Source organism: Tabrizicola soli, assembly GCF_015999335.1.
Classification (GTDB): Bacteria; Pseudomonadota; Alphaproteobacteria; order Rhodobacterales; family Rhodobacteraceae; genus Tabrizicola; species Tabrizicola soli.
This window is the reverse complement of sequence record NZ_JAEACP010000001.1, coordinates 55,780-70,142: the sequence shown is the minus strand read 5'-3', so window position 1 is coordinate 70,142 and position 14,363 is coordinate 55,780. Positions and strand designations below refer to the sequence as shown.

General features: G+C 71.0%; 18 protein-coding genes and 2 tRNA genes. 8 read left to right on the top strand and 12 right to left on the bottom strand.

All coding sequences use genetic code 11. The features are described 5' to 3' along the window. The 5 genes from I7S92_RS00370 (at window position 1) to I7S92_RS00350 (ending at window position 2,669) form a co-directional block, all read left to right on the top strand. Window positions 1-651, top strand: a complete 651-nt coding sequence (locus I7S92_RS00370) for a MerR family transcriptional regulator (protein ID WP_197641491.1) — start codon at window positions 1-3, stop codon at window positions 649-651. Window positions 652-710: 59 nt separating this feature from the next. Further along, a tRNA-Pro gene (locus I7S92_RS00365) sits at window positions 711-788 on the top strand. A 67-nt stretch (window positions 789-855) separates the two neighbouring features. Further along, entirely contained in the window at window positions 856-1,938 is a 1,083-nt protein-coding gene (locus I7S92_RS00360) for a 2'-deoxycytidine 5'-triphosphate deaminase (protein WP_197641490.1), read from the top strand. Window positions 1,939-2,118: 180 nt separating this feature from the next. Beyond that, complete coding sequence (locus tag I7S92_RS00355; RefSeq protein ID WP_197641489.1) at window positions 2,119-2,256, top strand: hypothetical protein; 138 nt, start codon at window positions 2,119-2,121, stop codon at window positions 2,254-2,256. Between the two features lie 74 nt (window positions 2,257-2,330). Further along, on the top strand, window positions 2,331-2,669 hold the full coding sequence (locus tag I7S92_RS00350) for a TfoX/Sxy family protein (protein ID WP_197641488.1): 339 nt from the start codon (window positions 2,331-2,333) through the stop codon (window positions 2,667-2,669). A gap of 48 nt (window positions 2,670-2,717) precedes the next feature. Here the strand turns inward: I7S92_RS00350 and I7S92_RS00345 are convergent. Beyond that, window positions 2,718-2,793, bottom strand: a tRNA-Thr gene (locus I7S92_RS00345). 44 nt (window positions 2,794-2,837) lie between these two features. Beyond that, entirely contained in the window at window positions 2,838-4,496 is a 1,659-nt protein-coding gene (locus I7S92_RS00340) for an ABC transporter permease (RefSeq protein ID WP_197641487.1), read from the bottom strand. A 99-nt stretch (window positions 4,497-4,595) separates the two neighbouring features. Here I7S92_RS00340 and I7S92_RS00335 point away from each other — a divergent pair, with 99 nt between their 5' ends. Then, window positions 4,596-5,468 carry a hypothetical protein gene (locus I7S92_RS00335; RefSeq protein WP_197641486.1) on the top strand — a complete coding sequence of 291 codons (873 nt, stop codon included), beginning with the start codon at window positions 4,596-4,598 and terminating at the stop codon, window positions 5,466-5,468. Here I7S92_RS00335 and I7S92_RS00330 read toward each other — a convergent pair. After that, window positions 5,465-5,719 carry a DUF2312 domain-containing protein gene (locus I7S92_RS00330; RefSeq protein WP_197641485.1) on the bottom strand — a complete coding sequence of 85 codons (255 nt, stop codon included), beginning with the start codon at window positions 5,717-5,719 and terminating at the stop codon, window positions 5,465-5,467. The genes I7S92_RS00335 and I7S92_RS00330 overlap by 4 nt on opposite strands. 121 nt (window positions 5,720-5,840) lie before the next feature. On the opposite strand from I7S92_RS00330, the gene I7S92_RS00325 reads away from it, so the two are divergent. After that, window positions 5,841-6,056 carry a hypothetical protein gene (locus tag I7S92_RS00325; RefSeq protein WP_197641484.1) on the top strand — a complete coding sequence of 72 codons (216 nt, stop codon included), beginning with the start codon at window positions 5,841-5,843 and terminating at the stop codon, window positions 6,054-6,056. On the opposite strand, the gene I7S92_RS00320 is transcribed toward I7S92_RS00325, so the two are convergent. Then, window positions 6,053-6,253, bottom strand: coding sequence for a hypothetical protein (locus I7S92_RS00320; RefSeq protein WP_197641483.1), 201 nt, complete (start codon window positions 6,251-6,253; stop codon window positions 6,053-6,055). The genes I7S92_RS00325 and I7S92_RS00320 overlap by 4 nt on opposite strands. Further along, window positions 6,250-6,582 carry a TraR/DksA family transcriptional regulator gene (locus tag I7S92_RS00315; protein ID WP_197641482.1) on the bottom strand — a complete coding sequence of 111 codons (333 nt, stop codon included), beginning with the start codon at window positions 6,580-6,582 and terminating at the stop codon, window positions 6,250-6,252. Before I7S92_RS00315 ends, I7S92_RS00320 begins: the two co-directional genes overlap by 4 nt. 130 nt (window positions 6,583-6,712) lie before the next feature. Here I7S92_RS00315 and I7S92_RS00310 point away from each other — a divergent pair, with 130 nt between their 5' ends. After that, window positions 6,713-7,141: a protein tyrosine phosphatase family protein gene (locus tag I7S92_RS00310; RefSeq protein WP_197641481.1), complete on the top strand. Its 429-nt coding sequence runs from the start codon at window positions 6,713-6,715 to the stop codon at window positions 7,139-7,141. On the opposite strand, the gene I7S92_RS00305 is transcribed toward I7S92_RS00310, so the two are convergent. From I7S92_RS00305 to I7S92_RS00275, 7 genes are all read right to left on the bottom strand, one after another. Continuing rightward, window positions 7,138-8,106, bottom strand: coding sequence for a FliM/FliN family flagellar motor switch protein (locus tag I7S92_RS00305; protein WP_197641480.1), 969 nt, complete (start codon window positions 8,104-8,106; stop codon window positions 7,138-7,140). The genes I7S92_RS00310 and I7S92_RS00305 overlap by 4 nt on opposite strands. A gap of 66 nt (window positions 8,107-8,172) precedes the next feature. Continuing rightward, window positions 8,173-10,860, bottom strand: a complete 2,688-nt coding sequence (locus I7S92_RS00300; RefSeq protein ID WP_197641479.1) for an ATP-binding protein — start codon at window positions 10,858-10,860, stop codon at window positions 8,173-8,175. Beyond that, window positions 10,861-11,109: a hypothetical protein gene (locus I7S92_RS00295; RefSeq protein WP_197641478.1), complete on the bottom strand. Its 249-nt coding sequence runs from the start codon at window positions 11,107-11,109 to the stop codon at window positions 10,861-10,863. Continuing rightward, window positions 11,109-11,471 (bottom strand): response regulator transcription factor, encoded by a 363-nt coding sequence (locus I7S92_RS00290; protein WP_197641477.1) that lies wholly within the window; start codon window positions 11,469-11,471, stop codon window positions 11,109-11,111. Before I7S92_RS00290 ends, I7S92_RS00295 begins: the two co-directional genes overlap by 1 nt. 102 nt (window positions 11,472-11,573) lie before the next feature. Then, entirely contained in the window at window positions 11,574-12,854 is a 1,281-nt protein-coding gene (locus tag I7S92_RS00285; protein WP_197641476.1) for a helix-turn-helix domain-containing protein, read from the bottom strand. Window positions 12,855-12,904: 50 nt separating this feature from the next. Next, the gene (locus I7S92_RS00280; protein WP_197641475.1) at window positions 12,905-13,282 is read right to left on the bottom strand and encodes a hypothetical protein; all 378 of its coding nucleotides are present in this window, start codon (window positions 13,280-13,282) and stop codon (window positions 12,905-12,907) included. Window positions 13,283-13,382: 100 nt separating this feature from the next. After that, a complete protein-coding gene (locus I7S92_RS00275; protein WP_197641474.1) occupies window positions 13,383-14,363 on the bottom strand; it encodes an ABC transporter substrate-binding protein in 981 nt (326 codons plus the stop codon).

The following is a 14,363-nucleotide window of genomic DNA, read 5'->3' as shown; positions in this document are numbered from 1 at the left end:
ATGGACAAGTCGCCGGACGCCTTCCGCACCATAAGCGAGGTCGCGGACCAGCTGGAGACGCCCGCCCATGTGCTGCGCTTCTGGGAAAGCCGCTTCCCGCAGATCCGCCCGGTCAAGCGGGCCGGAGGGCGGCGCTACTACCGGCCCTCGGACGTGGCGCTCCTGACCGGGATCAAGCGGCTGCTGCATGACGAGGGGCTGACGATTCGCGGCGTGCAGAAGATCCTGCGCGACCATGGCGTGCGGCATGTGGCGGGCCTGTCGGACGACACCGTCGCGGTCGACAGCCTGATCGCCGTGCCCGAGGCGGTGGAAGCACCCCTCGAGGCCCCGGTCCCCGAGGAGAGCGCCGGGGAAATCCCCGAGGCCGCCTTCATCGCCGTCGAGGACGAGGACGAAGTCGTGCTCCCCGAACCCGCGCCCCCGCCCCGGCCGCGCCCGCAGCCGGTCCAGCCCGTCCTGCCGCTGTTCGAGGCTGCCGCGGCCCGCGCGCCGGAACCGCCGCGCGACGACGCGACCTTTGCCAGCCGGATCAGGCGCTTGCCCGCCGGCAGCCTCGCGGCCGCCCGGCCGGAACTGGCGCGGATCGCCGGACGGCTCGCGGCGCTGCGCGCCCGGCTGGCCGATCGCGCCGAAGGGGGATCCGCGTGAAGAATGATGCGCTTTCCCGCTTGCACCGGCCCGGAATACGGGTATGTATCGCCCCGTGTCGGGCCGTAGCGCAGCCTGGTTAGCGCGTCCGTCTGGGGGGCGGGAGGTCGAGAGTTCGAATCTCTCCGGCCCGACCATCGAAAACCCGCCCGCCTGCCCCTTAGCAGTGCGGGCGGTTTCACTTCTGGCCGTCGGGGGGACGCCGTGACGACATCCGGGGTGTTGCCCGCGCAGGACCTGCGCCAGCTGATCGAAACCGGCGCGCTTGCCGCCGATCCCGCGATCCGCGACGACCAGATCCAGCCCGCCAGCCTCGATCTGCGCCTCGGCCCCGTCGCCTACCGCGTCCGCGCCTCGTTCCTGGCGGGGCACGGCCGCACGGTCGCCGAGCGGCTGGAGGAGTTCACCATGCACCGGGTGAACCTGGCCGAAGGCGCGGTCCTGGAGAAGAACTGCGTCTACGTGATTCCCCTGGCCGAACGCCTCGCGCTGCCCTCCGGCATCACCGCGGTGGCGAATGCAAAAAGCTCCTCCGGCCGTCTCGACCTCCTGACCCGCACCATCACCGACGGCGGGATCGAGTTCGACCGCATCGCCGAAGGCTATCACGGCCCGCTCTACGCCGAGGTCTGCCCGCGCAGCTTCTCGGTCCTGGTGCGCGAGGGCCAGCGCCTGAACCAGATCCGCTTCCGCCAGGGCCAGGCCACCCTCTCCGACGCCGGGCTTGCCGCCCTCCACGCGCGCGAGCCGCTGGTGAGCGGCGAGGCGGTGATCTCCGAGGGCCTGGGCTTCTCGGTCGACCTGAAGCCCGCCAGCGGCACGCTGGTCGGCTACCGCGCCAAGCCGCATGCCGGGGTGATCGACCTCGACCGGATCGGCCATTACCCGGTCGCCGATTTCTGGGAGGAGCTGCACAGCCGCGACGGCCGCATCATCCTGGACCCCGGCGCCTTCTACATCCTCGTCAGCCGCGAGGCGGTGACGATCCCGCCGGACTATGCCGCCGAAATGGCGCCCTACCTTGCCATGGTCGGCGAATTCCGCGTCCATTACGCCGGCTTCTTCGACCCCGGCTTCGGCCATGCGGCGGCGGGCGGCGCAGGCTCGCGCGGGGTGCTGGAGGTGCGCTGCCACGAGGCCCCCTTCGTGCTGGAGCACGGCCAGGTCGTGGGCCGCCTCGTCTACGAACACATGAGGGAACGCCCCGAAACCCTTTACGGGGCCGGGATTTCCTCAAACTACCAGGGCCAGGGCCTGAAACTGGCCAAGCAATTCCGCATGGGATAGGCGCGACGCCAGGTCGGAAAGGCGCGTGTTTCTGGCGAATTCTGTTGCCACAAGTTCACATTCCTGCCATTTCCTCGCAAATCCGCCATCGACGCCTTGCAAACGCCGCAATGCGACGCAACATCGATGGAAGGCGACAGAGCCAGCGAACGGAACAGAGCCAGCGAACGGAGCAGTCAGATGGCCACCCAGCAACCGAACCCCCAGCAAGGCGGCAGTTCGGGTCAGTCACAGCAGCAGCAACAGGGCGGCAGCGCGCCGCAGCAGCCGGGCCAGCAGGCCGGGCAGCCGATCTTCCGCGACTGGGCGGCGATCTGAGGCAAACGCCCCGTTGACAGTGTTCCGGCCAGCCGCAAGGCTGGCCTTCGTCATTCCAGCACCCCGCACAAGCGATGCCCAGCCCGGTCTCCTCGATCCCGAACCTCGGCCCCGCCTCGGAACAGGCCTTCGCCCGCGCCGGCATCGCCAGCGCCGAGGAGATCCGCGCCCTCGGCCCCGACGAGGCCTACCGGCGCCTCCTGGCGGCCGGCTCCAGACCGCATTTCATCGGCTACTACGTCCTGGTCATGGGCCTGCAGGGCCGCCCCTGGCACGATTGCAAGGGCGAGGAGAAGAAGGCGCTGCGCAAACGCTTCGACACCCTCTGCGCCGGGTTCAACCGCTCGGACGCGAAGCTGCGGGCGGACATGGAGGCGATGCTAAGCTTCCTCGGCGTCGTCGAACGCAGCTGAAGATCGGAAGCTGGGCAGATTGCCCACCCTGCGGCAGATCGGCGGAGATGGTGCCCCCAGAGGGACTCGAACCCCCGACCCTCTGATTACAAATCAGATGCTCTACCAGCTGAGCTATAGGGGCCACCGGCATTCCAGATACCTTCGCGCGTCCCCACGCGCAAGGGTTCAGTCCTTCTGCTCGCGCGCCAGGACCGCCACCGCCGCCATGCCCACGGCCATCACCACCAGCGCGGCCGGGGCGGCCTCGCTCAGCCGTTCGAGGCTGGCCAGCTCGAAGACCCGGGTGGCCAGCGTGTTGTAGTCGAAGGGCCGCAGGAGCAGCGTCGCCGGCAGTTCCTTCACGCAATCGACAAAGACCACCAGCAGCGCCGTCAGGACCGAGCCGCGCATCAGGGGCAGGTAGACCGCCGCCAGCGTCCCCCCCGGCGTCCGCCCCAGCGAGCGCGCCGCCATCGGCAGGCTGGGCGCCACCCGGCCATAGGCCGCATCCAGCGCGCCCTGGGCGATGCCGAAGAAGCGCACCAGATAGGCCAGCCCCAGGGCGAAGGCGGTGCCGGTGATCATCAGGCCGGGGTCCCGGCCCGTCGCGGCCAGCACCGCATCCGCCAGCCGGTGGTCCAGCGCCGCCAGCGGGACCAGCAGCCCCAGCGCCAGCACCGCCCCCGGCGCGGCATAGCCGATCAGCGTCACCGGCAGGACCATGGCGGCGATCCGGCTGCCGGCCATCCGCAGCGCATAGACGAGGTAGAGCGCCGCCCCCACCGTCGCCAGCGCCGCGACTCCGGCCACGACCAGCGTGTTGCGCAGGGCCTCGACCAGGCCGGGGGCCAGCCAGCCCTGCGGCGCGGCCAGGCTTTGCGCTGCCATCACTCCCACCGGCAGGAGGAAGCCCCCCGCGACCGGGAAAAGGCAGAGCGCGCTCGCCAGCCAGCCCCGCGCCCCGGTCAGGGGCTGCGGCTCGACCGCGCGGGCGCCGCGGCCCAGCCGGTGAAAGCGCGCCTTGCCCCGCCCTGCCCGCTCGAGCCCGACCAGAAGCAGGATCAGCGCCAGGATCACCAGCGCGATCTGCGCCGCCCCCCCGGCATTGCCGCCGTTGAGCCAGGTCGAGAAGATCCCCGTCGTCAGCGTCTGCACCCCGAAATGCTGCACCGTGCCGTAATCGGCCACCGTCTCCATCAGCGCCAGCGCCACCCCCGCCGCCACCGCCGGGCGCGCCAGCGGCAGGCCCACCCGTAGGAAGACCGCGACCGGCCCGCAGCCGAGCGCGCGCGCGACCTCGTAGCTCCGGCCCGACTGCTCGCGCCAGGCGGCCCGGGCCAGGAGATAGACGTAAGGATACAGCGCGAAGGACAGCACCAGCACCGCCGCCCAGAGCGAACGCGTCTCGGGGAACCAGTAGTCGCGCGCCGAGCTCCAGCCGAAGGCGGTGCGCAGGGCGGATTGCAGGGGGCCGGCATAGTCCAGGAAATCCACCAGCGCATAGGCCCCGACATAGGCCGGGATCGCCAGCGGGAACAGCAGCGCATGTTTCAGCCAGAAGCGCCCCGGAAACTGGTACTGGCTGACCAGCCAGGCCGCCCCCGTCCCCATCATCGCGGTCAGCGCCGCCACCCCCAGCATCAGCCCCAGCGTCGTCGCCATGTAGCGCGGCAGCACCGTGGCCATCAGATGCGGCCAGATGTTCTCGGTCGGCGTCAGCGCCAGCCACAGGATCGAAACCACCGGCGCCAGCACGACGACGGCAATAGCCAGCGCCCCCGGAGTCCAGAGGTCGGGGCGCAGGCGGCGCGGGGACTGGTCAAGTTGACTGAAACGCTCGGTCATCGCCCGGCCCGTCTAGCGGAAAGCGGTTGGACTGTCCAGAAAAGCCCGTATAGTCGCGCCCGTAAGCGGCCCTGTTGCGGCCGGAGTGAATCGGGGCCAATGCGTATCGTCTTTCATCTCGGCGCCCATTGCACCGACGAGGACCGGCTGGTCCGCTGCCTGCTCAAGAACCGGGCGCTCCTGGCCGAACAGGGAATCGCCGTCCCCTCGCCCACCCGCTACCGCAAGCTTCTGCGCGACACCGCCCTGCAGCTGAAGGGGGCCGCCGCCTCGGACGAGACGCAGGCGATGATCCTCGACCAGATCATGGACGCCGAGGGGGCCGGGCGGCTGGTGCTCAGCTGGGACAGTTTCATGTCCTTTCCGGCCTGGGCGGTGCGCGGCCGGCTCTACGATTCCGCGGGCGAGCGGATCCGCGCCTTCACCCGGATCTTCCCCGGCTTCCAGCCCGAGTTCCACCTCTCGATCCGCAACCCCGCGACCTATCTTCCGGCGCTGAAGGCCAGGGTCGCCGAGCGCGGCCAGGACCCCGCCCTGGTCGAGGCCGATCCGCTCGCGCTCGCCTGGTCCGATGCGATCCGGCAGATCCTGGCCTGCAATCCCGGCGTGCCGCTGACGGTCTGGTGCGACGAGGATACGCCGCTGATCTGGCCCGAGGTGCTGCAGGCGGTCTCCGGCCATCGCCCCGGCACCGTCCTGCAGGACAGCGAGGACGTGCTGGCGCTGACGCTCACCGAGCCGGGCCTGGCGCAGCTGCGGGCCCATTGCGCCGAGCATCCGCCGGAAAGCGTCGCAGAGCGCCGCCGGATCGTCACCGGCTTCCTCGACAGGTTCGCCCGGCCCGAGACGATCGAGACCTTCGTCGACATGCCGGGCTGGACCCAGGACACCGTCGACGCGCTGACCGCCCGCTACCACGAGGACGTGAACCACATCCGCCGGATGGGCCGGGTGACCTTCCTCGAGCCTTAGCTCATCCCCAACGCGGCCTTATAGAGCTCCAGCACCGCCTCCTCCTCGGCGATCTCGTCCGGCTTGCGCTTGCGCAGCGCGATCACCTTGCGCATCACCTTGGTGTCATAGCCCCGGCCCTTGGCCTCGGCCATCAGCTCTTTCTGCTGCTCTGTGACGTCCTTCTTCTCGGATTCAAGCTGTTCGTAGCGTTCGATGAACTGGCGCAGCTCGTCGGCGGTCACGGCATAGGGGTCGTTCGCATCGGCCATGGCGGTCTCCAAAGGGATGAAGGGCTTCCTACCCTGCCCGGCCCCCGGGGTTCAAGCGGGAAGGGTTGCGCCGAACGGGCCGAAGCGGTAGCGACGCCGGGCGGCAATCGGGGGACGGGTGATGCAGGCACTGATCTGGGGCGGCGCGATCCTGACGCTTCTGGGCGTGGCGGGCCTGGCCTGGTGCGTCCGGCGCGCGCTCATGGCCCGGCGGGCGGGCCTGCCGGACGCTGCGATGCGCGCCGAACTGCAGCGCATCGTGGCGATCAACCTCGCCGCACTCGGGCTTTCCATCCTCGGGCTGATGCTCGTGGTGGTGGGGATCTTCTTCGGCTAGACCGGCATGTTGTCGAAGTCGGCTTCCGTCTCGGCGTCCGTCTTCGGCTCGGCCAGGGGCACGCTGCCCGACATCACCCCCTTCAGGGCCTGCATCTCGGCCAGGAGCAGCGCAAGCCCCTGTTCCTGCAACGCGATCCCGGCCGAGAGCAGCTCGGCTTCCGCCTGAACCAGGTCTTCCGAAGTCTTCCCGGTCATTTCGCACAACTCCTGCACAGGGGGGTCCAGGGAAGGGCGTCCAGCCGCTCCTCCGGAATCTCGGCGCCGCAGCGGACGCATTCGCCGTATTCGCCCGCCTCGATCCGCTGCAACGCGGCGTGGATCCTGCGGATCTCGGCCTGCCCGGCCTCGCCCGTCGCCTCCAGCACCTCGTCGCCCTCCCGCTCGGCGGCCAGATCGTCCCAATCCGGGTTCTGGTGCGATTCGAGTTCGTCCTCGATCGCCTCGAGCCGGGCGCCAAGCTCGGCGAGGCGGCGTTCGAGTTGCGCCTTGCGCTGGGGGATCGGGGTCTTTCCACTGGCCTGCATGCGGATCTCCTTCAACTTCGCAACCATCGCACGAAACCCGGCCCGCCGCCTTGACCCACGTCAAGCTTGCGCTTCCGCTTTCGCCCCGCGGCCGCTAAACATGCGCCACCCGCATCCCGAGGACAGAATGATGGACATCCGCCCGCTCACGCCCGATTACGCGGTCTCGCCGCAGATCGCCCCCTCCGACCTGCCGGCGATCAAGGCGGCGGGCTATACCACCATCCTCGACAACCGCCCCGACGGCGAGATCCCGGCCGAGCTGCACACCCCCGCCATGCGCGCCGCGGCCGAGGCGCTGGGGCTGACCTTCATCGCCAATCCGGTGATCGGCGGCGCGCTGACCCTGGACAATGTCGCGGCCCAGGGCGCGGCCATCGCGGCGGCGACGGGGCCGGTGCTGGCCTATTGCGCCTCGGGCAACCGCTCCTCGATCTGCTGGGCGCTGGCCCATGCCGGCAAGCGCCCGGTGGAGGAGCTGATCGGCCTGCCCGCGCGCCACGGCTATCAGCTGGAGCATCTGCGCCCGCAGCTCGAGGCGCTGGCGCGCGAGGCCTAGCCCGCGGCCCGCAGGGGCTCGCCCGGCCCCGCCAGCGGCGAGAGGTCCTGCACCATCGGCCCGCCCTGCGCCGGGAACGGCGGGTCGGCGGCGAGATCGGCCGTATCCGACAGTTTCAGCGCCCGCATCCCGCGATGCTGGCCCAGCCTGCCCGAGGCGACCTTGCGCCCGGCCATCGTCTCCAGCCCGACGCTGTCGACCGATGCCTGCAGCATCGGCAGCACATCGCCGGCGCGCAGCGCCATGATCTGCCGGATCGGCAGCGTCATCCGGCCGATCACCGCATCCAGCCGGCAGTCGGCCGCCATCACCTGCGCCGAGAGCGCGGCCGAGAAGAGCGGCGCCTCGCCCTCGGCCGCCGGGGCCAGCGTGGCCGGACGCTCGCCCCTTCCCTGCGCGGGCAGGACCAGCAGCACCTGGCCGCTGCGCCTGCCGCCGCCCAGGGACACCTCGGCGGAAAGGACGCGATAGGCCTCGTCCTCCAGCATCAGGCCCAGGGGGCGCACCTCCTCCAGGAACGAGGCATAGCGGAACCCCCCCGCCCAGGCGAGATCGGCCTCCTCCATCAGCGCCTCGTCCAGGCCCGCCAGCGCCCGGTCGATCAGGCCGGCCACCATGGCCGCGTCGATCCGCGTCGGCTTGCGCGCGGCGGCCGGCGTCGCGGTCAGCCGGCCCAGCGTCTGCATCTCGATCAGGGTCGAGGTCACCTCGGGCCCCAGCATCAGCACCCCGAGCGCGCCGCGCGGCCCGTCCAGGAGCGCCACCAGCACCCGGTCGGGCGCAAGCTCGGGCAGTTCGGCCAGGCTGTAGCGGCCGATGCTCATCCGGGTGAAATCCAGCTCCAGCCCCATGGCGTCGCGCGCCGCGCGGGCCAGCGCCAGGCGCCAGCCCCGGTCGGCGCCGGGCGCCCCCTCGGCCTGGGCCGGGCGGGCGCGGTCGATCTTGCGGCGGATCACGTCGGTCATCTTCTGGTCCCGTCGAGGCTTGCCCCGACGCTAGACCGAAAGCCCTTCACAAAGGGTTAAGCCGGATCAGGCCGCCGCCTTTTCCAGCCGCAGGGGCAGCGTCACCCGGAAGGCCGCCCCGCCCTGCCCCGGCAGGTAGACGATCGAGCCGCCGAGGTTCGCCATGATCTCGCGGCAGATCGCCAGCCCGAGGCCCGCCCCGCCCGCGCGGTTGGCATCGGTCAGGCGCGCGAACTTCTCGAAGATCAGCGCCTGGCTGCCCTTGGGGATCCCGGTGCCGTTGTCCACCACATCCACCATCACCCGCCCCGCCCGCTGCCGCACGCCGATGCGCAGCTCGGGCCGGGCCGCGTCGCAGTATTTCCGGGCGTTCGAGACCAGGTTGATGAAGACCTGCGTCAGCCGGTCGGCATCGGTGCGCAGGTAGATCGCCTCGGAGGGCAGGTCGCGCTGCACGATGAAAGTCCGCTCGGGCCGGGTCTGCTGCGCCGCCGTCAGCGCGGTGTCCAGCATCTGCTGCAGGCTGGCCAGGCCCAGGTTCAGCTGCACCGTCCCCGTCTCCAGCACGCTGAGGTCCAGAAGGTCGTCCAGAAGCCGGGTCAGCCGCTTGGCCTCGTCATGGATGATCCGGCCGTATTTCGCCACCTGGTCCGGCGGCAGGTCGCCCTCGGTCAGGATCTCCGAGAACGCCCGGATCGAGGTCATCGGCGTGCGCAGCTCATGGCTGATCTGGCTGAGGAAGGCGTCCTTCTGCACCGAAAGCTGGGTCAGCTTCTCGTTCGCCTCGCGCAGCGCGCCGGCGGTGCGGGTCAGCTCGGCCTCGCGCGCCTCCAGCTGGGCGGAATGTTCCATGATATGCGCCGATTCGCTGGCCACCGCCATCAGCTCCTCGACCGTGACCGTGGCCCGGCCGACCAGCTGGCTGATCATCGCATGCGCCGTCGCCGCCCCGACCGAGCCAGAAAGCCGCGCCTCCAGCGCGTCCAGGAAGGCGGGCGTCGGGTCGGGCAGATAGCCCTCCTTGCCCTGCTCGCGCGCGGCCGACTGGAACAGCGCCAGCGCCACCTCCTCGCCCAGGATGCGCTGCGCCATGGTCAGCAGCGCCTCCGGCTCGGCCTGGCCGCGCGCCCAGCGTTGCGGGCCGACCGCGCCGTCGAAGACCTTGACGAAGGCCGCGCCCTGCAGCCGCTCGACCGGGCCGGGAAAGCTGAGCAGCGACCCCAGGCAGAAGGCCAGCGCATTCAGCACCAGCGACCAGAACAGGGCATGCATCATCGGGTCCATCGCCTGGGTCCCGAACAGGCCATAGGGCCGCAGCCAGTGCAGGCCGAACAGTCCCTCGGCGAAGACCGCCCGCGACAGCACCGCCCCCGGCCCGAAGGACGGCAGGAATGAGGTGAAGGCCCAGATGGCGAACCCCGTCCCCAGCCCCAGGATCGCCCCCAGCCGCGTCGCGCCGCGCCAGAACAGGCCGCCGATCATCGCCGGCAGCACCTGCGCCACCCCCAGGAAGGCGATCAGCCCGATCGAGGCCAGCGCGGCCGAGCCGCCCGAGACCTGGTAATAGCCGTATCCCAGCGCCAGCACCCCGCCGATCGCCAACCGCCGCGCCATCAGCACCACGCCGCGCAGATCCTCGCCCTGCCCTGCCGCGGCCGGGCGCAGCCGCAGCCAGAGCGGGATCACGATATGGTTCGAGATCATCGTCGCCAGCGCGATGGATTCCACGATCACCATCGAGGTGGCCGAGGAAAAGCCCCCCAGGAAGGCCAGCATCGCCAGCCCGCCCTGCCCCTCGGCCAGGGGCAGGGTCAGGACGAACATGTCGGGATTGGACCCCGGCGGCAGCCGCTCCAGCCCGATCACCGCGATGGGGACGATGAAAAGGCTCATCAGCATCAGATAGGCCGGGAAGGCCCAGCTCGCCCGCGCCAGATGCCCCTCGTCGTCGTTCTCGACCACCATGACCTGGAACATGCGCGGCAGCGTGATCACCGCCATGGCCGAGAGCGCGATCAGCCCGGCCCAGCGGCCGGGCTGGACCTGCCAGGCCGAAAGCTGCGCCGCGTCGATCCGGGCCAGGACCTGGCCCACCCCGCCCGCAATGCCCCAGACCACGAAGGCCCCGACCGCGACCAGCGCCACCAGCTTCACCACCGCCTCGACCGCGATCGCGGTGACGATGCCGTGGTGCTGCTCGCGCGCGTCCAGGTTGCGGGTGCCGAACAGGACGGTGAACACCGCCAGCCCCGCCGCGACCCAGATCGCCGTGCTCGCCGCATCGGGCGGCGTCACCCCGTCCGGCGTGCCGGTGGCGAAGACGCCGAAGGCCAGCACCACCGACTGCAACTGCAGCGCGATATAGGGCGTGGTCGCGATCACCGCGATCAGGGTCACGATCACCCCCAGCGTGTTCGACTTGCCGTAGCGCGACGAGATCAGGTCGGCGATCGAGGTCACCCGATACTGCCGCCCGATCCGGACCAGCTTGCGCAGGATCCACCACCAGCCGATGAAGACCAGCGTCGGGCCGAAGTAGATCGTCAGATATTCCAGCCCCGACCGCGCCGCGTAGCCCACCGCGCCGTAGAAGGTCCAGGCGGTGCAGTAGATCGACAGCGACAGCGTGTAGACCAGGGGCGAGCGCAGCCAGCCCAGCCGGCCGTGCTGGGCCCGCCGCTCGACCATGAAGGCCACGACGAACAGGATGATCACATAGGCCAGGCAGGCGGCGACCAGCAGGTTGAACTGCATTCAGTCCTCCTCCTCGTCCCCCTCGCCGGGGCTCAGGCCCGGGGCGATGGCGGCGGCAAGGGCGATCAGCCCGAACCAGACCAGGAAGAAATAGGCCACGTCCCCCGCCCCCAGCCGCACCTCCGAGCCGGGCGTCCACAGAAGCGGCAGCAGCAGCAACAGCATCCCCAGCACCGGCAGAAGCCGCGCCGCGTCGCGCAGCCGGCGGCGGCGATAGGGCGCGCGGGCCAGGAACAGCGGGCGGCGCATCAGCGCCCCATCATCGCCCGCACCTCGGCGAGGATCTCGGCGTTGGAGAAGGGCTTGGACATGAAGCGGTCGGCCCCGGCGCGCTCGGCCGCCTCGCGGTCGCGACCGCGCGCGGTCAGCATCATCACCGGCAGCGCGCGCGTCGCGGGCTCGGCCCGCAGCGCGGTCAGGATCTCCAGGCCGGACATGCCGGGCAGCATGTGGTCCAGGATCACCAGGTCCGGCCGCTCCCGCCGCACCAGCGCGAGGACCTCGGCCCCGTCGGCCAGATGCGAGACCCGCCACCCGTCGCGCGTCAGGATGAAGCGGATCGCCTCGGCGATATTCGCCTCATCCTCGACCAGAAGCACATGCCGTCCCACGAAATACCCCCCGGCAGGCTTGCGCTGCCCTCGCACCCACTATTCCCGGATCGCCGGCCCGTGTCAAAACCGTCTTCACCCGCCCCGTTCGCCCGCCCCCGGTCACCCGCCGTCGACCGTCAGGATCGACGGCTCGCGCCGGGCGACGCAACCCGTGCGCGGGCAGACCCGGCAGCTGGAGCCGACGGTCAGCACCGGGCCCGTGCCGCCCTCGTCGGGCAGGATCAGCATGGCCGCCTCGCGCAGTTCCGGCCCGCGCAGGCCCAGGGGGTGGCGCAGCGCCGAGACCGCGACCACCCGGTGCCGCCGCCCGGCCTGGCCCGCGATCCCGACCGCCGTCTCGACCGGCAGCTGCGGCCGGGCAAGGGCGGCGTAGAGCGGCCAGAGCGGGCAGGCCGCCCCGAAGCGCGGCAGCGGAAAGCCGGGCGCGGGCTTGCGGAAGGTCAGCGTCCCCGAGGCATCGCAGGCGACCAGCCCCGCGCCCAGCTCGGGCAGCGTCGCCAGCCGGCGCATCGCGGCCAGGGGATCGGCCCCGAAATGCTGCGCCAGCGCCAGGGGGTCGGGCCCCGTCCTCGCCAGCACCGCGCGCAGGCCCGCCTCGGGCATGGCGCGCGCATCCGCCGCCGCCCGCGCGACATGGGCCCGCGCCAGCGCCCGCGCCGCCGTGGCCGCCAGCCCCGCGATCTCGCCGTCCAGCCCGCGCGCCAGTTCCTCGTCGCCGATCCGCCAGTTCCGGCCGCGCAGCCAGTCCTCCACCTCCTCCTGCGGCGAGGCGATGCCCTGCTCGGCCCGGCCCCCGCCTCCGTCCAGATAGGCGACCAGCGCCTCGGCCCCGGCGGCCAGACGCTCGCTGTCGTGGTGCAGGTTCCGGTGGAAGCGCGTGGCCCAGTCCTGGTCCAGATCCTCGGTATCCGCCAGGATCGCCGCCGTGGCCCGCACCGAGGACAGCGAGGACAGCAGCTCGTGCAGCGACTGGCTCAGATGCGGGTCATGCGTCATCCGGTCGTTCAGCGCCTCGACCGCGCGCTCCAGCCCCTGCGCCTGCGCGCCCAGCCGGACCAGAAGCCCGGCCCAGCCGGGGAAACGGTCGGCGAAATCCTCCAGCCGGTCCAGCTCCGCCGCCTCCAGCCCGCCCCGCGCCGCCGCGGCGCGCAGATCCTCCATGAGCGCCGGGTTCGGCCCCTCGGCCAGCGCGGCGCGGTCCAGCCCCAGCGCGCCGGCCAGCCGCTCCATCACCTCGGGCGTGACATTGCGCCGGTTATGCTCGATCAGGTTGAGGTAGGAGGCCGAGATCCCCGCCGCCGCCGCGACATCGGCCTGGCGCAGGTCGGCCGCCAGACGGCGTTCGCGCAGCTTGGTTCCGGTCAGGGCGGTCAGGGCCATGGCGGCAGAGTTTACAGGCGTTGTGAAGCTTTACAAGCGTTGGAAATCCCCTAGTCGAACCCCTTGAAGCGGTGGCCGTAGAAGCCCACCGCGCGCCCGGCGCAATCCTGCACCGCCAGATGCAGATGCGCGCCCTCGTTCACGCCGGGGGCATTGCTGTCCCGTGCCAGCGCGACCCGCCCGATCCCGGGACGCGGCCCCGCGCGCGGCCGCCAGAAGGCCACCTGCTCGTCCAGATGCGCCTCGAGCCGCGCCGCGCCCCGCCCGCCGGTGATCTCGCCGATCCGCTCGGCCACGGCGAGGCAATAGGCCGCCTCCTCCTCGGCCGTGGCCGCGCCGTACAAAAGCCCCGCCGGCGCGGCGAAGCCCTGCCACCAGACCGTCGCCATCAGCGCCAGCGCCACCAGTCCCGCCGCGATCCATCCCATCCTGGCCCCCTGCTATCCGGCACCAGAAAGACCGCGAAAGGTAAAGAAAAGGCGGACGCGACCCCCGGCCGCGCCCGCCGAATGCAGACAAGTCGCGCGATTATTCCGCCAGCGCCTTGTCGGTGATCACGCTGGTCCAGGCCCCTTCCGGCGCCTTGGTGATCACCGGATCCGACCCGCCCGACAGAAGCGAGGCCACCGTCCGCTCCGCCGCCGCCACGTCCAGCGCCCCGTTCGAGCCGGCGGTCAGCTTGGCGATCTCGCCCATCATCCGCTTCTGGTGCGTCTCGGTCTGCGCGCCGGTCTGGTCGTTCTCCAGCACGATCATCGCCGCCTCGTCCGGATTCGCCTCGGCATATTTCCAGCCCTTCATGCTGGCACGGACGAACTTGACCATCGTCTCCTGGAAGGCCGGATCGGCCAGCCGGTCCTCAAGCACGTAAAGCCCGTCCTCCAGCGTCGCGACGCCCTGGTCCTCGTATTTGAAGGTCACCAGATCCTCGGGCGCGATCCCGGCGTCGATCACCTGCCAGTATTCGTTGTAGGTCATGGTCGAGATGCAGGCCGCCTGCTTCTGCAGCAGCGGATCGACGTTGAACCCCTGCTTCAGCACCGTCACCCCGCCGGGCGAGCCGTCGGTCTTCAGGCCAAGCTGGCTCATCCAGCTCAGGAACGGGAATTCGTTGCCGAAGAACCAGACCCCCAGCGTCTTGTCGGCAAAATCGGCCGGCGAGGTGATCCCGGTCTCCTTCAGGCAGGTCAGCATCATCCCCGAGCTGGCGAAGGGCTGGGCGATGTTCACCAGCGGCAGCCCCTTTTCCCGCGCGGCCAGCGCGGCCGGCATCCAGTCCACCATCACGTCGGCCCCGCCGCCCGCGATCACCTGGGTCGGCGCGATATCCGGCCCGCCCGGCAGGATGGTGACGTTCAGCCCCTCCTCCTCGTAGAAGCCTTTCGCCTGGGCGACGTAATAGCCCGCGAACTGCGACTGGGTGACCCATTTCAGCTGCAGCTTCACATCCTCGGCGCTGGCGCTGGTCGCCGCCGCCGCAAGGAAGGCCGCCGTGATCAGTCTCTTCAT